This is a genomic window from Bradyrhizobium sp. 139 (assembly GCF_023074175.1).
Lineage (GTDB): Bacteria > Pseudomonadota > Alphaproteobacteria > Rhizobiales > Xanthobacteraceae > Bradyrhizobium.
On the sequence record NZ_JADPKS010000073.1, the window covers coordinates 148977 to 164645 of the forward strand.

Genomic DNA, 15669 nt, shown 5'->3' on the forward strand with positions numbered 1-15669 from the left:
AATCGGGCAAGGATCGATTGGTTCCCAGTGGGCGGCCTATTGGCCGGCCCAGCCGGCGGTGACGGCCTGAGTGGGTTGCCGGTTTTGGGCCTGCGTGGAGGCCGGCGCATTTGTCAGGCAACGCCGGGCCGTCTCGAGCTCGGCCTCGGTCGCGCCCTTGGACCGCGCCCATGCCTCTGCGGCTGCAGCCGAATATTTGGCCACATAGAACCTGACGACGGTGCAGGAAGCACGGCGAAACAGTCCCGGCTGCTCGCCCGCGAGAGCGTCCGGCGCCAGCGCCATCAGCGCTGCCGATATCACAAGTCCCTTGATCAGCATGAGGCTATCCCCGGTTGGAACCCGAGGGCAAGTCCAGGAAACCCGGTTTTGTTCCAGCAAGTCCGGCTCATTCGGGCATTGCAGAGCCGCGACCGGCTCATGGCGCCGGAATCGCCGCCCGCGCCTGCTGCCGTGTCAGCGCATTGATGAAGCCGGCCCGCGCGTCGGAATGGCCCTGCCCGCGCGGCTCCAGCACATGGCGCAGCAGGAACAGGCCGGTGAGCCGAAAGCCATCCTGAAGATCCTGATCGGTGAGCTCGCTCGCGGTTTCGCCTTGGCGCAGGAACGGCGGCAGCCGCAGCAGCCGGTCGCGCCACGGCTCGCCCGCGGTGCGCGACACCGCGCCGCCGGATTTCGGCGAAACATAGATCAGGTCCCTGGTCTCCCCGGTTACCGCGCAGTTTTCCAGCGCCAGCCCAAAGCCGAGTTCGGCGAGCATCGCCAGTTCGAAATGGATCACGTGCACGGCGGCGCCGCCGATGTCGTCGAAATCGTCGAGCGAATGCGCGAGCATCGCGAAGATCTCCTCGTGCGGATCACGTTCCGGCAGGAGCCGCGCAACCGAGGCCAGATGGGTGACGCCATAAACCCCATGGGAGGAGCCCAGCAGCGTCGCCGCGCGCAGCTTGAGGCCTTCGACGGCGTAGGTGCCGAGATGCTCGTCGAGGCGCGCCCGCCACACCGCACTCACGCTGTTGCCGGGCTGCAGCAGCGGCCGCATCCGCGAGCCGGCGCCGCCGCGGACCAGACCGAGATGCCGCCCGTGCCCGCGCGTCAGCAGCTCGACAATGGCGCTGCTCTCGCCATGCCGCCGCACGCCCAGCACGATGCCTTCGTCGGTCCATTCCATGGGATGAAGAGTAGCCCATTTCGGCGGTTCGTAGGATGAGCAAAGCGGAAGCGTGCCCACCAATTTGCTCCAGGGCGCAAGACCGATCGCGGCGGGCACGGCACGCAGGGCGCGCCTTTGCTACCACCGCGCGAAACCTCACGCGTTGAACCAGCCGTGCGCGTCGCCGGTGAAGGAGAAATACAGGCCCGTCGCCGTCAGCACGCAGGAGACGATCTCGATGGCGCTGTCGAGCTCCACGCCCTTTTCCCCGATGATCTGGCCAAGCGAAATCACCGACAGCACCAGCGCCGCCGCCAGAACCCAGCGCGGCCAGTTCTTGCGCCCGCGCGCCGCGAGCCGGACGAAATAGACCAGGAGCAGGATCATCCCGCCGGCGAGCAGCGTCTCCGTCATGATCATCTGGTCGGTCATGTCGGCGGTGGGCGTGCGGTCGTGGACCGCGACCGACAGGGCATCCAGCATCAACGATGCATAGAGCAGCGCTTCGAAGCGCCGGACGTTGCTGGGTACGCTCATCGGTGATCGATCTTTTCTTCTATTCCTTGGGGAATTCCAGGCCCATCTCGCGATAGCGATCGGGATCGTCACCCCAGTTCTCGCGCACCTTCACGAACAGGAACAGATGCACCGGCACGCCCAGGATCTCGGCGATCTCCTTGCGCGAGTCCGCGCCGATCGATTTGATGGTGGCGCCGCCCGCGCCGAGCACGATCTTGCGCTGGCTCTCGCGCTCTACGAAAATCGTCTGCTCGATGCGCACGGACTTGTCCTTGCGCTCTTCCCACTTGTCGGTCTCGACTGTGGATTGATAGGGCAATTCCTGGTGCAGCTTGCGATAGATCTTCTCGCGGGTGATCTCGGCCGCCAACTGCCGCATCGGCGCGTCCGACATCTGGTCCTCGGGATAGAGGAACGGGCCCGGCGGCACCATCTCGGCGAGCGTGTGCCTGAGATCATCGACGCCATCGCCCGACAGCGCTGCGATCATGAAAGTCCTGGCGAACGGCATGCGCTGGTTGGCGGCCTGCGCCAATGCCAACAGCTTCTCGCGCTGGACCAAATCGACCTTGTTGATCACCAGAATCTTGTCGTGATTGACGCTGGCGGCCTTGGTGAGGATCGCCTCGGCCTCTTCGTCGATGCCGCTCTTGGCGTCGAGCAGCACGCAGACGAGGTCGGCATCATGCGCCCCGCTCCAGGCGGTCGAGACCATGGCGCGGTCGAGCCTGCGCTTGGGCAGGAAGATGCCGGGCGTATCGACCAGAATGATCTGAGCGTTGTTCTCGATGACGATGCCGCGGATCAACGCGCGCGTGGTCTGCACCTTGCGCGAGACGATCGTGACCTTGGCCCCGACCAGCGCATTGACCAGCGTGGACTTGCCGACATTGGGCGCGCCGATCAGTGCCACGAAGCCGCACCGCGTTCCGGCAGGCGCCTCGCCGTTTGCTTCAATCATCATTGCTACCGCCAACGCCCTCACGCTCGATCATGACTGAGGCCGCCACCTTCTCCGCCGCGCGCTTGCTGCCACCGATGCCTTCGGCCGGCGCCAATCCGGGCAGATCGACCGCGACGCGGAACTGCGGATCGTGATGCGGTCCGGTGCGCTCGACCTCGCGATAGACCGGTGTCGGCAGTCCCTTCCCCTGCGCCCATTCCTGCAGCACGGTCTTGGGATCGCGCAGCGGCCGCCGCGGTTTGTGCATGCGCTCGGTCCAGTTGCGCTTGACGAACTCTGACGCCGCCGCGTAGCCACCGTCGAGGAAGACGGCGCCGATCACGGCCTCGCAGATGTCGCCCAGCACCGATTTGCGCAGGCGGGCGTCAGCGCCGGGGCCGACCGAGCCAAGCTTGATGTCATCGAGCAGACCGAGCGATTTGGCAACGTCGGCGCAGCTCTCCTTGCGCACCAGTTCGGCAAGACGCTTGGACAGCTCGCCCTCATCGGCATTCGGGAAGGCGTGATAGAGCATGTCGGAGACGACCAGCCCGAGCACGTGGTCGCCGAGAAATTCCAGCCGCTGATAGCTGTCGCCACGCTTGCGGCCGGACTTCAGCGCAGAAACGTGCGTGATCGCCTGGATCAGCTGGTTCGGATCGGCAAAGGTGTAACCAATGCGCGCCTCGAGCGCGGCGTTCGCATCCGTGCCCTTGGCCTTGCTGCCCCGCGCCCGCTTCTTCTTCGCAGGCGTTTTGGGCACAGCTTCGCCATCAGGGCCCGCTTGCGCCTCGATCGGTTGGGTCGTGATGTCCTTGGCTTCGTCTTTCATCGCACGATTTTGAAGAAACGATTCCAGCGCACCGCCCACGGCCAGCGCCAGAACATCCAGGCATGCTCGCCTTCGGCGATGGAGAAGAAGATCATCTGGGCGCGGCCGATCAGGTTCTCCTGCGGCACGTAGCCGACCTGGCCGAGGAAGCGGCTGTCGGTGGAGTTGTCGCGGTTGTCGCCCATCATGAAGAAATGGCCGGGCGGCACATTGTAGACGTTGGTGTTGTCCATGTAGCCGTTGTCGGCGCAGTCCAGCGTCTCATAGGAGACGCCGTTCGGCAGCGTCTCCTGCCAGCGCTTCACCCGCGAGGTGCCCCCGCCTTCGGAGCCGCAGGGATCCTCGCCGACAAATTCGCTCATGCGCTGCCGCTCGACCGGGGTGTCGTTGATGTAGAGCAGCCCATCCTTCATCTGGACGCGGTCGCCGGGAAGGCCGATGACGCGCTTGATGTAATCGGTGGAGTCGTCCTTCGGCAGGCGGAACACGACGATGTCGCCGCGGTTCGGGTCCGAGCCCCAGATCCGCCCCGAGAACACCGACGGGGAGAACGGGATCGAGTAGTGGCTGTAGCCGTAGGAATATTTCGAGACGAACAGATAGTCGCCGACCAGCAGCGTCGCCTTCATTGAACCGGACGGGATATTGAACGGCTGGAACAGGAACGTGCGGATCACGAGCGCGATCAGGAGAGCGTGGATCACGACGCGGATCGTTTCGCCGACGCCGCTTTCAGTTTTCGTTCCCGAAGTCACGCTCATTGCTCTCTCAATTCCGGCCGGCGGTCACAGAGCGCCCTCCTCCCGCGAACAGCCCATCGCTCCGCGGCCCAAGGAGATTGTCCTGATTCTGATAATGAGGGCCAATTCCGGCGTAAAGCCGAATTCGCCCAGCCTGATTTGCGTCCGCGGACTTTTAGACGGTTGTCGAGGGGCACGCAATCAAGGATCGCATCAAAACTGCATAAAGCCTTGATATTCAATGTGAATTATAAAAATCACCAGCCGCCGGTCAGGGCTTGGCCAGCGGCACGGCGGAAATAATGACAAAGGCCTGCGCCAGCGGCCAGTCGTCGGTGATCGAGAGGTCGATCTGCGCCTCGAACCCCTCCGGCGTCAGGGCCTGAAGCCGGGCCAGCGCCCCGCCGGTCAACCGCATGGTCGGCCGCCCCCCGGGAAGGTTGACCACCCCCATGTCGCGCCACCAGACGCCGCGCCTTATGCCGGTGCCAAGCGCCTTGGAGCAGGCCTCCTTGGCAGCGAAGCGCTTGGCGTAAGTCGCGACCACCATCTTCTCGTTCTTGGCACGGCGTTCCGCCTTGGCCCGCTCGGCCGCGGTGAAGATGCGGTCGAGGAAACGCTCGCCATGGCGTTCGATCACCTTGCCGACACGGGTGATGTCGATCAGGTCGGAGCCGATGCCGATGATCATGCCCGGCTCCGGCCGCGGTCCATCGCCGCGCGCATGCTGCGCACCGTCTCGGCAAGACCAACGAACAGCGCCTCGCCGATCATGTAGTAGCCGATGTTGAGCTCCATAATCTCCGGCAGGGCCGCGATCGTCTCCGCCGTCGCATAGTCGAGGCCGTGGCCCGCATGAACCTCGAGGCCCGCTTCCTTCGCCAGCTTCACCCCTGCCACGATCCGCTGCCATTCTGCCTCGGCCTTGTCGGTGTGGCCGTCGACGACGGCGTCGCACCAAGCGCCGGTGTGGATCTCGATCACAGGCGCACGCAGCCGCGCCGCCATCTCGATCTGCGCGGGATCGGCGGCGATGAACAGCGAGACCCGGATGCCCGCATCGTTCAGGCGTGCGATGCAGGGCGCGAGTGCATTGTGCTGGCCGACGACGTCGAGCCCGCCTTCGGTCGTCACCTCCTGGCGGCGCTCCGGCACGAGGCACACTGCGTGCGGCTTGGTCGCGAGGCAGATGCGCATCATGTCGTCGGTCGCCGCCATCTCGAAATTGAGCGGCCTTGAGATCTCGGCCTTCAACCGGGCCATGTCCTCGTCGCGGATGTGCCGGCGATCCTCGCGCAGATGCGCGGTGATGCCGTCGGCGCCCGCCTCGATCGCAAGCAGCGCCGCGCGTACCGGATCGGGATTGCGGCCGCCGCGCGCGTTACGCAGGGTCGCGACATGGTCGACATTGACACCGAGGCGGAGCGGAAGTGCAGGCATTTCAGGACTCACGAAGGTGGCATTTCTCAACTCGTCATGCGCGGGTTCGACCCGCGCATCCATCCTCTTCGAAGAGATGGGTTGCCGGGTCAAGCCTGGCAACGACGAGCTTTATCCATTAACACGTTCGACGCGGGCGACGACCGCCTTCGCGCGCAACTGGGCGAGGATCGCGCTCAAATGCTTCAGATCGTAGACTTCGAGATCAATCGTCGTCTCGGTGAAGTCGGGCGAGCGGCGCTGCATGCTAATGTTGTCGATGTTGCCGTCGTGCTCGGCGATCACGGTCGCGATCTGCGCCAGCGCGCCGGGCTCATTGACGTTCTCGACCTTGATGCGGGCCGGGAAGCGTTGCGGCGCGGAGTCCTCGATGTCCCAGCGCACGTCGAGCCAGCGCTCCGGCTCCTCCTCGAAATCCTTCAGGGCCGGCGCCTGGATCGGGTAGATCGTGATCCCCTCGCCCGGCGTGACGATGCCGACGATGCGGTCCCCGGGCACGGCGCCGCCGTTCGGCGCAAATTTCACCGGCAGGTCGGAATTGATGCCGCGGATCGGGATCGCGACCGGGCTGCGCGGCTGCTCCGACGATTTTTCCCTGAGCTTGGCGGCGAGCCCCTTCTTGACGCCGTAGCGCGCGATGCGCTCCTCCTTGTAGTCGGGATACATCGCACGCGCGACGTGGGAGGCCTTGATCTCGCCGCGGCCGACAGCCGCCATGACGTCCTCGATCGAGGTGCGCGCGAGCCGCGGCAGCGCGCCCTTGAGCTTGTCGTCGGCATATTCGATCTTGGCGCGTTCGAACAGGCGTTCGACGATGCGCCGGCCGAGACCGACATATTGATCGCGCACTGCAGTCCTAGTGGCGCGGCGGATCGCGGCGCGCGCCTTGCCGGTGACCGCGAGCGTTTCCCACGCGGACGGCGGCGCCGCCTGCGCTTCCGAGGTCAGCACCTCGACCTCGTCGCCATTCTGGAGCTCCGAAGACAGCGGCGCGAACTGGCCGTTGATCTTGCAGCCCACCGCGCTGTTGCCGACGTCGGTATGCACGGCATAGGCGAAGTCGATCACATTGGCATGGCGCGGCAGCGCGATCAGCTTGCCTTTCGGGGTGAAGCAGAACACCTGGTCGTGGAACAGCTCGAGCTTGGTGTGCTCGAGGAATTCCTCGGGATTGGCGCTCTCCGAGAGGATGCCGATGGTGTGGCGCAGCCAGGCGAACGCGTTGGACTCGCGCTTGAGGAATTCGGTCGGCGAGCCCACGCCTTCCTTGTAAAACACGTGCGCGGCGATGCCGCGCTCGGCGATCTGGTCCATCGCCTCGGTACGGATCTGGAGCTCGACGCGCTGGTTGCCGGGGCCGATCACCGTGGTGTGGATGGATCGGTAGTCGTTCTGCTTCGGCGTCGAGATGTAGTCCTTGAAACGCCCGGGCACGACCGGCCAGGTGGTGTGGACGATGCCGAGCGCGCGATAGCACGCCTCGATGTCGCTGACGACGAGGCGGAAGCCGAAGATGTCGGACAATTGCTCGAAACCGACCGACTTGCGCTCCATCTTGGTCCAGATCGAGAATGGCTTCTTGCGGCGGCCATAGACCCGCGCGCCCAGCCCCCGATGGCGCAGATTGTTGGAGAGCTGGTCCTCGATTTCGCCGATCAGGTTGCGGTTGCGCTCGGCGAGCGCGTCGAGTCGCTGCATCACCACCGAATAGGCTTCGGGATCGAGGGTGCGGAAGGACAAATCCTCCAGCTCCTCGCGCATTTCCTGCATGCCCATGCGGCCGGCCAGCGGCGCATAGATGTCGAGCGTCTCCTCGGCAATGCGCCGTCGCGACTCCGTCGGCACGAAGTCCAGCGTACGCATGTTGTGCAGGCGGTCGGCGAGCTTAACCAGCAGAACGCGGACATCGTCGGCAATGGCCAGCAACAGTTTGCGCAGGTTCTCGGCCTGCTTGGCCTCGCGCGACACCAGCTCCAACCGCTTCAGCTTGGTCAGGCCTTCGACCAGCGCGCCGATCTCGGGCCCGAAGATCTGGTCGATCTCGGCGCGCGTCGCCTCGGTGTCCTCGATCGTGTCGTGCAGCAGCGCGGCCACGATGGTGGCGTCGTCGAGCTTCAGATCGGTAAGAATCGCCGCCACTTCGAGCGGGTGCGAGAAATACGGATCGCCGGAGGCACGGGTCTGCGAGCCGTGCGCCTTCATGGCGTACACATAGGCGCGGTTCAAGAGGTCTTCGTTGGTATTGGGATTGTAGGACCTGACGCGCTCGACGAGGTCATATTGACGCATCATGCGCGCGCGAGGTTTGGCCGGGCGAGCCACCGGCGCAGTCGGGGCCACCGCAACCGATTCGGTTGCGGCCAGCATCTGCGTTGGTCCCCGGCGCCGATACACCATGCCATCCTGCCTTCAAACGGACCATCAGCGGCCCGTTGTATATATATCTTAGCCGTGATCGCGCGTGCGTCCGATCAATTCGGTGACAGGTGCATAACGCGAAGCGGCAACGCTATGGTAACCACGAAAACGCCAACAAAAGCAAAGGCCCGAACGCGGGTTCGGGCCCTTGATAAGATCACAAGAAGTCGACGACTGCGGTGGGACGATTTACTCGTCCTCCTCGGGCTGTTCTTCCGGCGGCGCGAGGCCCTCGAGGCCCTTGAGGAGCTCCTCTTCGGTCATGCGCTCAACGGCAACTTCGGTATCGTCCGCATCGACGCTGGCGCCGGCGGAACCGATCAGCGGCACGGTGTCGGGCTCGGGCTCGTCGACCTCGACGAACTTCTGGAGCGAGTGCACCAGCTCCTCGCGCAGGTCCTCCGGCGAGATGGTCTCGTCGGCAATTTCGCGCAAAGACACAACAGGGTTCTTGTCGTTATCACGGTCAACCGTTAGTTGTGAACCGGACGAAATCATGCGGGCACGGTGGGCGGCCAGCAGGACCAGGTCAAACCGGTTGTCGACCTTGTCGATACAATCTTCTACGGTGACGCGAGCCATGGACTGTCGCTCCGTTGCGGGTGGGACGAAATATGTGGATGATCGGGGCTAGTTATAGGGGCCAGGGCGGTTTCGCAAGGCCAATTTGTGATTTGGCCTCGCCAAACGGCTCTGCTACCCCCACATTGGGGTCGGGACGGGTGGTTTCCCGGGCTGCCATCAAGGGCGGCACCAGGTGTTTGCGGGTCCGCCATAACTATACCTTGATTGCCCCGACTTCTCCGGATTTGCGGTTTCGACGGGTTTCGGCGGGACTTTAGAAGTGCGCGGCCTGCTGTCGCCGCGCCAACAATAAACGATCAATCACGAACACGACGCGAGCAAACTGAATGTCACCTTCCTCTACCGACAAGATCGCGCTCTTCATCGATGGAGCCAACCTCTACGCGACGGCGAAAACTCTCGGCTTCGACATCGATTACAAGCGCCTGCTGAAGGAGTTTCAGAGCCGCGGGACGCTGCTTCGGGCGTTCTACTACACCGCCATCATCGAGGATCAGGAATATTCCTCGATCCGTCCGCTGATCGACTGGCTGGACTACAACGGCTACACCGTCGTCACCAAGGCGACCAAGGAATTCATCGACGCCTCCGGCCGCCGCAAGGTCAAGGGCAACATGGACATTGAGCTCGCCGTGGACGCCATGGAGCTCGCCGAGCACGTCGACCAGATCGTGCTGTTCTCAGGGGACGGCGACTTCCGCTCCCTGGTAGAGGCCGTCCAGCGCCGCGGCGTGCGGGTCACCGTGATCTCCACGATCGCGAGCCAGCCGCCCATGATCGCCGACGAGCTGCGCCGCCAGGCCGATGTCTTCACCGACCTCGTCGAGCTGCAATCCAAACTCGGCCGCGACCCGTCCGAACGCCCCGCCCCGCGTGATCGCGGCGAGCGCGAGGCGCGCCACCACGCCCCGCAGTTCCTCCAGCGCGCGACCACGATGGCGCCGAGGGGCGATGACGACTTCGAGGAGTGAGGCGGCACGGTCAAGCCGCCAGCCGCTCACCGTTGTTCCCGACCGTGACTGTCCGCTCTGCCCGCGCCTGGCCGCCTTTCGCGAGGCGAACCGCGCGCGCGAGCCGTCGTGGCACAATGCGCCGGTTGCGCCCTTCGGCGACATCAAGGCGCGGCTTTTGATCGTCGGCCTCGCGCCGGGGATGCAAGGCGCCAACCGCACCGGCCGTCCGTTCACCGGCGATTATGCCGGCGACCTGCTCTACGCCACGCTGCTCGAATACGGATTTGCCAAGGGCATCTATCAGGCGCGGCCTGACGATGGCCTGAAGCTGGTCGACTGCCGGATCGCGAATGCCGTGCACTGCGTGCCGCCGCAGAACAAACCGTTGCCGATCGAGATCAGCACCTGCCGCCAGTTTCTCGCGGCGAATCTCGCGACGATGCCGAACCTGCGCGCGATCGTCGCGCTTGGACGCATTGCGCACGACACCGTGCTCAAGCCGCTGAACCTGAAGGCCACGCAAGCCCCCTTCGGCCACGGCGCCGTGCATCAGGCCGGCGCGTTCAGGCTCTACGACAGCTATCATTGCTCGCGCTACAACACGAACACTGGCGTGCTGACGACGGACATGTTCCGCTCTGTGTTCGCAAAGGTGAAGGCCGATCTCGATTAGTCCTTGGAAGGATTGGCCCTCAGCCAGTCCAGGACATCGCCGGCATTCCGGTCGGGCGGAAACACCGGATAGAACACATGCGTGACCTTGGCATCGTCGATGATCAGCGCAAGCCGCTTGATCAGCGTCAGGCCTGCGACCTCCAGGGTCGGCAGATTCAGGGCGCGCGTCAGCGCCAGCTTCTCGTCCGACAGCACGGGAAACGGCAGATGCAGCCGCGAGGCCATCTCCGTCTGGTACGCGTTGCTCTGGGTCGAGAGGCCGAACACATGTGAGGCGCCAGCAGCCTTCAGCTCGGCGAACAGATCGCGAAACGCGCAAGTCTGCGGCGTGCAGCCGCGCGCGCCCGGGATCATGTCCCAATCGTCGACCAGCGCGATCTTGCCGGGCTCGCCGGTGCGCGGATAGGCGAACACCACGGCGCGGCCGGGCAGCGACGCCAGCGTCACTGACGTATCGTCAGTTGCAAGCAGGCTGATCGCCGGCAGCGTCAGGCCTTTGAGATGCGCGGCGCCGCCATCATCGGCAGGTGCCGGAATCCGGCTCCAATCGACATCGAGCAGGTTCCTCTGAGTCATCCCGCTACCCCCTCGCCCGCATCAGGCGGCCCTTCTCCCGGCTCCAATCGCGCTTCTTCTCGGTCTCGCGCTTGTCGTGCAGCTTCTTGCCTTTTGCAACCGCGAGCTGCAGTTTGGCGCGGCCCCGCTCGTTGAAATACAGCTTGAGCGGAATCAGCGTCATGCCTTCACGGTCCACAGCGCCCATGAGCTTGTTGATCTGCTTGCGGTGCAGGAGCAGCTTTCGCGGCCGTTTCGGCTCGTGATTGAAGCGGTTGCCCTGAAGATATTCGGGGATCGTCGCGTTGATCAGCCAGATCTCGCCGTCCTTTGAATCGGCGTAGGATTCCGCGATCGTGCTCTTGCCGTTGCGGATCGACTTGACCTCGGTGCCGGTCAGCGCAATGCCCACCTCGACCGTGTCTTCGATGGCGTAGTTGAAGCGGGCCTTGCGATTTTCCGCCATGACCTTGATTGGACGTTCGTTCTTATCGGCCATGGCAGACAAATCCGGTCGAGATGCGCCTTAAGACGCTAACAGTTTGGACGAAGCGCGCGCGTCAAGACTTCTTGAGGAGATCGCGGATCTCGGTCAGCAGTTCGACCTCGGCCGACGGTTTTGGTGGAGCGGCAGGCGCGGCCTCGTCCTTGCGCTTCAACTTGTTCATGGCACGGATCACCAGGAACAGCACGAAGGCAATGATGATGAAGTTGATCGTCAGCGTGAGGAAGCTGCCCCAAGCCAAGACGGCACCCTGCTTTTTTGCGTCCGCGAGATTTGCGGCGGTGACCTTGCTCGAAAGCGCCGTGAAGTAGTTCGAGAAATCGAGCCCGCCGGTGACGGCGCCGATGACCGGCATGATCACGTCGCCGACCAGTGAATTGACAATGGCGCCGAAGGCCGCGCCGATGATGACGCCGACAGCGAGATCGACGACGTTGCCCTTCATGGCGAATTCGCGGAACTCCTTGAGCATTTGCGTACCCTTTTCCTCGACACCCATGAAAAGCTCCCCGACCTGCTAGCGCATCAGTTGATCAGGCCGGCGTGCACCATGGCGCTGCGCACGGCAACGCGCGTCGGTTCGGACACCGGAACCATCGGCAGCCGCAGCGTCTCGTCCAGCTTGCCAAGCAGCGACATCGCGTACTTGATCGGCGCCGGATTGCTCTCGATGAAGAGGTTGTTGTGCAGCGGCATCAGCTTGTCGTGCAGCTTCAGCGCGGTGGCGTGGTCGCCCTTCGCCCAGGCGGCCTGGAACTCCGAGCACAGGCGCGGCGCGACGTTCGAGGTCACGGAGATGCAGCCGTGGCCGCCATGCGCCATGTAGCCGAGGATGGTCGCGTCCTCGCCCGAGAGCTGGTTGAAATCCTCTCCCATGGCCGCACGCTGCTGCGAGACGCGGACCATGCTGGCGGTGGCGTCCTTGACGCCGGCGATGTTCTTCAACTCCCACAGCCGCGTCATGGTGTCGACCGACATGTCGATCACCGAGCGCGGCGGGATGTTGTAGATGATGATCGGGATCCCGATCGCATCGTTGATCGCCTTGAAGTGCTGGTACATCCCTTCCTGGGTGGGCTTGTTGTAATAGGGCGTCACGACCAGCACCGCATCGGCGCCCGCCTTCTCGGCGTGCTGGGCGAGTTCGATCGCCTCCTTGGTCGAATTGGAGCCGGCACCCGCGATCACCGGCACCCGGCCCTTGGCTTCAGCGATGCACCATTCGACGACCTTCTTGTGCTCGTCATGGCTGAGCGTCGGGCTCTCGCCGGTGGTGCCGACCGGGACCAGGCCGTTGGTGCCCTCCGAGATCTGCCAATTGACCAGGGAGCGGAACGCCGCCTCGTCCAGCGAGCCGTTCTTGAACGGCGTGACCAAGGCGGTGAACGATCCCCGGAATTTCGTCTTGGCTGCCATGGACTTCCTCCGTACGCGGCGATCTCTCGAGCAAGCCGCATTCATATCGGGTCTGTCCCGCCGGTAAAAGACCCGCTTCCGTGTGACGCACCGTTTAGGCCGCGATTTTGCCGCGGTGGTGGTGCAAACCCGGCAAAGGTAAGTGCCTGTTGGTATTTTGTCCGCATATTCAATCAAATACAGCCAAATCTTGTACAATCAGGTCTTGAGCCATTTGACTGATTCGGGGCGACGAAACGCCGTGACCTCCTTTCCTCGTGCCGCATGGCGCTCCACGGGCCTGATCGTGTGCCTGATGGCAGGACTGTCGGTCGGCTGCGCCGCCCTGGCGAAGTCCAATGAGACGACCGCGGAAGGGGCCAAGGATACGAAGCCGGCCGCGAAGGAAGCCGCCAAGGAAACCGCAAAGGGACCTGCCAAAGGATCGGCCAAGGAGACAGCCAAGCGAGCAGGCAAGGAAACGGCCAAAGGCACGAGCAAGGGGGCGGCTAGCACTCCGGGGAAGGACGTCGCCAAGAAGCCTGCCTCGGTTGCAGGAAAGGAGCCCGCCAAGCCCAAGCCCGCGGCCGCCGCGCCAAAATCACAGCCGACCGCCAACAGCTCGCCTTCCAAAGCCGCACCCGCGCCGGCCGTGCCCGCTATTGTCAGACCTGGCGCCCCGGCGCCCGTCACCAAACCCGTGGTGGCTCCCGTGCTTGCGCCTGCGACCCGACAGCACGCCACGCCGCGCAAGCCGGTCACGCCGGCCGCGGTCGCTGCGACCTCCTCGACGTCGCAAGCCGACAAGGACACGCTGGAGAACGTCATCGAGCTGGTGCGCAAGCGCAAGTCGGGCGATGCCACCAACTACGCAGCCTCGATCTCGGATCCCGTCGCACGAAAGCTCGCCGAATGGATCATCCTGCGCAGCGAGGACAATGGCGCAACCGTGGAACGCTACCGCGCCTTCCTCGCCGCCAATCCGAGCTGGCCGTCGCAGACCTTCCTGCGCCGGCGCCTGGAGGCCGCGATGTGGGACGACAGGCGCGACGATTCGGTCGCGTGGTCGTGGTTCGAAAATGAATCCCCTGTTTCCGCCAAGGGCCGCTTCACGCTCGCCAAGGCGATGCTGGCGCGCGGCGACCGCGCCAATGCCGAACGGCTGGTGCGCGAAGCCTGGCGCAGCGATCCGATGTCGGAAGACACCGAGAACAACGCGCTCGACCAGTTCGGCGCGCTGCTGACGGCTGGCGATCAGAAGGCGCGGATGGACACGCTGCTCTACGGCAGCGAGAACGAGGCCGCGCTCCGCGCCGCCAAGCGCCTCGGCGCCGGCTATGTTGCGCTTGCCAAGGCCCGCATCGCCTCCCTCAAGAAGGCGCCGAACGCGCGTGCGCTGCTCGACGCCGTGCCGCACGAGCTGCACAATGATCCCGGCTTCATCTTCAGCAAGATCCAGCTGCTGCGCCGCGAGGAGAAATTTGCGGAAGCCGCCCAGCTGATGCTATCGGCGCCGAAGGATCCGAACCGGCTCTACAATCTCGACGAATGGTGGATCGAGCGGCGCCTCCTGGCGCGCAAGATGATCGACACCGAGGAATTCCGCAGCGCCTATCTGATCGCGCGCGATGCGGCCCTGCCCTCGCGTGATATCTACAAGACCGAGCAGGAATTCACCGCGGGCTGGATCGCGCTGCGCTTCCTCAACGATCCCGCTTCCGCCACGCAGCATTTCGCCCGCATCGGCGTCGGCAGCGTCAATCCGACCACGTTGGCGCGCGCCGGGTATTGGCAGGGCCGCGCGGCGGAAGCGGCGGGCCGGCAGCAGGAGGCACGCAACGCCTACGCCCGCGCGGCCGAGCAATCCACGAGCTATTACGGCCAGCTCGCGCGGGCAAAACTCGGCCTGCCGCAGATCGAGCTCAACAGCCAGCCGCGCGGCCGCGGCGCCGAACGGCTGGAGATCGTGCGCGCCGCGCACCTGCTCTACGAGCTCGACGAGCGCGATATGGCCGTGCCGATGCTTGCCGACATGGGCGAGAACGGCGATCCCGAGGCGCTTGCCGGCCTCGGCGAGCTCACCCAGCGCTACAGCGACGCGCGCGGCATGCTGCTGCTCGGCAAGGCCGCGCTCAACCGTGGCCTGCCGTTCGACTTCTATGCCTACCCCACCAACGGCATCCCACAGTTCACGCCGATCGGCCCCGAGGTCGAACGCAGCATCGTCTATGCGATCGCGCGGCAGGAGAGCGCGTTCAATCCATCGGTGGTCTCGCCGGCGCAGGCCTACGGCCTGATGCAGGTGACCCCGGACGCCGCGCGCTATGTCTGCAAGCGGCACGGCGCGACCTACGATCTGGGTCGGCTGAAGAACGATTCGGTCTACAACGCCACGCTCGGCTCGGCCGAGCTCGGCGGACTGCTCGAGGATTATCGCGGCTCCTACATCATGACCTTCGCCGCCTACAATGCCGGTCGCGGCAGCGTGAAGAAATGGGTCGGCCGCTACGGCGATCCGCGCGATCCCAAGGTCGACGCGGTCGACTGGGTCGAGCTGATCCCGTTCTCCGAGACGCGCAACTACGTGCAGCGGATCATGGAGAACCTGCAGGTCTACCGCGCCCGCTTCGGCGGCGGCACGCGGTTGCAGATCGAGGCCGACCTGCGCCGCGGCGCCGGCAGCGTGGAATAAGAGACCGCTCTCCTCGGTGCTGCTGCCGAGAGCACCGGTGTGGCAAGCGCCATGCGTGCGCCCACTTCCACCTCGAGCCTTCGAGACATATCCCAAGGTCCGCGTCGGATCATCGGGCGAGCCATCTCTGAGCGCACCTTGACCACGGGCGCGGTCGGATCGGCGAGGTCGTGCCAATCGCCTCCTCGAAGACGAACGCATCGATCCCGTACTGCTGCGAGGCCGGTGCGCCAAGTTGTTTGCAGGCTGTGTTTGCGAGCGAGA

Annotated in this window: 17 protein-coding genes; 3 read left to right on the forward strand and 14 right to left on the reverse strand. The window is 64.6% G+C overall.

Features of this window, described 5'->3' with window-relative positions; translation table 11 throughout:
• Nucleotides 1-36: 36 nt before the first annotated feature.
• The 10 genes from IVA80_RS17650 to rpoZ form a co-directional block, all read right to left on the reverse strand.
• Entirely contained in the window at nucleotides 37-321 is a 285-nt protein-coding gene (locus IVA80_RS17650; protein WP_247432666.1) for a hypothetical protein, read from the reverse strand.
• 97 nt (nucleotides 322-418) lie between these two features.
• Complete coding sequence (recO, locus tag IVA80_RS17655; protein WP_247432668.1) at nucleotides 419-1171, reverse strand: DNA repair protein RecO; 753 nt, start codon at nucleotides 1169-1171, stop codon at nucleotides 419-421.
• 138 nt (nucleotides 1172-1309) lie between these two features.
• Nucleotides 1310-1690: a hypothetical protein gene (locus tag IVA80_RS17660; protein ID WP_247432672.1), complete on the reverse strand. Its 381-nt coding sequence runs from the start codon at nucleotides 1688-1690 to the stop codon at nucleotides 1310-1312.
• Nucleotides 1691-1709: 19 nt separating this feature from the next.
• Nucleotides 1710-2636: a GTPase Era gene (gene era / locus IVA80_RS17665; RefSeq protein WP_247432675.1), complete on the reverse strand. Its 927-nt coding sequence runs from the start codon at nucleotides 2634-2636 to the stop codon at nucleotides 1710-1712.
• Nucleotides 2626-3447, reverse strand: a complete 822-nt coding sequence (gene rnc / locus IVA80_RS17670) for a ribonuclease III (RefSeq protein WP_247432678.1) — start codon at nucleotides 3445-3447, stop codon at nucleotides 2626-2628. The genes era and rnc overlap by 11 nt, the downstream gene beginning before the upstream one ends.
• Complete coding sequence (gene lepB, locus IVA80_RS17675) at nucleotides 3444-4208, reverse strand: signal peptidase I (protein ID WP_247432681.1); 765 nt, start codon at nucleotides 4206-4208, stop codon at nucleotides 3444-3446. Before lepB ends, rnc begins: the two co-directional genes overlap by 4 nt.
• Before the next feature lie 250 nt (nucleotides 4209-4458).
• Nucleotides 4459-4878 (reverse strand): holo-ACP synthase, encoded by a 420-nt coding sequence (acpS, locus tag IVA80_RS17680; protein ID WP_247432686.1) that lies wholly within the window; start codon nucleotides 4876-4878, stop codon nucleotides 4459-4461.
• Complete coding sequence (locus IVA80_RS17685) at nucleotides 4875-5627, reverse strand: pyridoxine 5'-phosphate synthase (protein WP_247432689.1); 753 nt, start codon at nucleotides 5625-5627, stop codon at nucleotides 4875-4877. The genes acpS and IVA80_RS17685 overlap by 4 nt, the downstream gene beginning before the upstream one ends.
• A 111-nt stretch (nucleotides 5628-5738) precedes the next feature.
• On the reverse strand, nucleotides 5739-8024 hold the full coding sequence (locus IVA80_RS17690; protein WP_247432692.1) for a bifunctional (p)ppGpp synthetase/guanosine-3',5'-bis(diphosphate) 3'-pyrophosphohydrolase: 2286 nt from the start codon (nucleotides 8022-8024) through the stop codon (nucleotides 5739-5741).
• Between the two features lie 210 nt (nucleotides 8025-8234).
• Nucleotides 8235-8627, reverse strand: a complete 393-nt coding sequence (gene rpoZ, locus IVA80_RS17695; protein ID WP_014494742.1) for a DNA-directed RNA polymerase subunit omega — start codon at nucleotides 8625-8627, stop codon at nucleotides 8235-8237.
• A 329-nt stretch (nucleotides 8628-8956) separates the two neighbouring features.
• On the opposite strand from rpoZ, the gene IVA80_RS17700 reads away from it, so the two are divergent.
• Together IVA80_RS17700 and IVA80_RS17705 are read left to right on the forward strand one after the other, a co-directional pair.
• Complete coding sequence (locus IVA80_RS17700) at nucleotides 8957-9601, forward strand: NYN domain-containing protein (RefSeq protein WP_247432694.1); 645 nt, start codon at nucleotides 8957-8959, stop codon at nucleotides 9599-9601.
• Nucleotides 9582-10256 carry a uracil-DNA glycosylase gene (locus IVA80_RS17705; protein WP_247432697.1) on the forward strand — a complete coding sequence of 225 codons (675 nt, stop codon included), beginning with the start codon at nucleotides 9582-9584 and terminating at the stop codon, nucleotides 10254-10256. Before IVA80_RS17700 ends, IVA80_RS17705 begins: the two co-directional genes overlap by 20 nt.
• On the opposite strand, the gene IVA80_RS17710 is transcribed toward IVA80_RS17705, so the two are convergent.
• The 4 genes from IVA80_RS17710 to dapA form a co-directional block, all read right to left on the reverse strand.
• Nucleotides 10253-10834, reverse strand: a complete 582-nt coding sequence (locus tag IVA80_RS17710) for a peroxiredoxin (protein WP_247432727.1) — start codon at nucleotides 10832-10834, stop codon at nucleotides 10253-10255. The genes IVA80_RS17705 and IVA80_RS17710 overlap by 4 nt on opposite strands.
• 4 nt (nucleotides 10835-10838) lie before the next feature.
• Nucleotides 10839-11312: an SsrA-binding protein SmpB gene (smpB, locus tag IVA80_RS17715; RefSeq protein WP_247432730.1), complete on the reverse strand. Its 474-nt coding sequence runs from the start codon at nucleotides 11310-11312 to the stop codon at nucleotides 10839-10841.
• Between the two features lie 61 nt (nucleotides 11313-11373).
• Complete coding sequence (mscL, locus tag IVA80_RS17720; RefSeq protein ID WP_247432861.1) at nucleotides 11374-11790, reverse strand: large conductance mechanosensitive channel protein MscL; 417 nt, start codon at nucleotides 11788-11790, stop codon at nucleotides 11374-11376.
• A 53-nt stretch (nucleotides 11791-11843) separates the two neighbouring features.
• The gene (gene dapA, locus IVA80_RS17725) at nucleotides 11844-12734 is read right to left on the reverse strand and encodes a 4-hydroxy-tetrahydrodipicolinate synthase (RefSeq protein WP_247432733.1); all 891 of its coding nucleotides are present in this window, start codon (nucleotides 12732-12734) and stop codon (nucleotides 11844-11846) included.
• A 295-nt stretch (nucleotides 12735-13029) separates the two neighbouring features.
• Between dapA and IVA80_RS17730 the strand changes: the two genes are divergently transcribed.
• On the forward strand, nucleotides 13030-15405 hold the full coding sequence (locus tag IVA80_RS17730; RefSeq protein ID WP_247432864.1) for a lytic transglycosylase domain-containing protein: 2376 nt from the start codon (nucleotides 13030-13032) through the stop codon (nucleotides 15403-15405).
• The last annotated feature ends 264 nt before the right edge of the window (nucleotides 15406-15669 follow it).

Bases quoted from the DNA above. Each gene is read 5' to 3' on its own strand.
- IVA80_RS17650 (WP_247432666.1), bottom strand. From the start codon at position 321: ATGCTGATCAAGGGACTTGTGATATCGGCAGCGCTGATGGCGCTGGCG.
- recO (WP_247432668.1), bottom strand. From the start codon at position 1,171: ATGGAATGGACCGACGAAGGCATCGTGCTGGGCGTGCGGCGGCATGGC.
- IVA80_RS17660 (WP_247432672.1), bottom strand. From the start codon at position 1,690: ATGAGCGTACCCAGCAACGTCCGGCGCTTCGAAGCGCTGCTCTATGCA.
- era (WP_247432675.1), bottom strand. From the start codon at position 2,636: ATGATGATTGAAGCAAACGGCGAGGCGCCTGCCGGAACGCGGTGCGGC.
- rnc (WP_247432678.1), bottom strand. From the start codon at position 3,447: ATGAAAGACGAAGCCAAGGACATCACGACCCAACCGATCGAGGCGCAA.
- lepB (WP_247432681.1), bottom strand. From the start codon at position 4,208: ATGAGCGTGACTTCGGGAACGAAAACTGAAAGCGGCGTCGGCGAAACG.
- acpS (WP_247432686.1), bottom strand. From the start codon at position 4,878: ATGATCATCGGCATCGGCTCCGACCTGATCGACATCACCCGTGTCGGC.
- IVA80_RS17685 (WP_247432689.1), bottom strand. From the start codon at position 5,627: ATGCCTGCACTTCCGCTCCGCCTCGGTGTCAATGTCGACCATGTCGCG.
- IVA80_RS17690 (WP_247432692.1), bottom strand. From the start codon at position 8,024: ATGGTGTATCGGCGCCGGGGACCAACGCAGATGCTGGCCGCAACCGAA.
- rpoZ (WP_014494742.1), bottom strand. From the start codon at position 8,627: ATGGCTCGCGTCACCGTAGAAGATTGTATCGACAAGGTCGACAACCGG.
- IVA80_RS17700 (WP_247432694.1), top strand. From the start codon at position 8,957: ATGTCACCTTCCTCTACCGACAAGATCGCGCTCTTCATCGATGGAGCC.
- IVA80_RS17705 (WP_247432697.1), top strand. From the start codon at position 9,582: ATGACGACTTCGAGGAGTGAGGCGGCACGGTCAAGCCGCCAGCCGCTC.
- IVA80_RS17710 (WP_247432727.1), bottom strand. From the start codon at position 10,834: ATGACTCAGAGGAACCTGCTCGATGTCGATTGGAGCCGGATTCCGGCA.
- smpB (WP_247432730.1), bottom strand. From the start codon at position 11,312: ATGGCCGATAAGAACGAACGTCCAATCAAGGTCATGGCGGAAAATCGC.
- mscL (WP_247432861.1), bottom strand. From the start codon at position 11,790: ATGCTCAAGGAGTTCCGCGAATTCGCCATGAAGGGCAACGTCGTCGAT.
- dapA (WP_247432733.1), bottom strand. From the start codon at position 12,734: ATGGCAGCCAAGACGAAATTCCGGGGATCGTTCACCGCCTTGGTCACG.
- IVA80_RS17730 (WP_247432864.1), top strand. From the start codon at position 13,030: ATGGCAGGACTGTCGGTCGGCTGCGCCGCCCTGGCGAAGTCCAATGAG.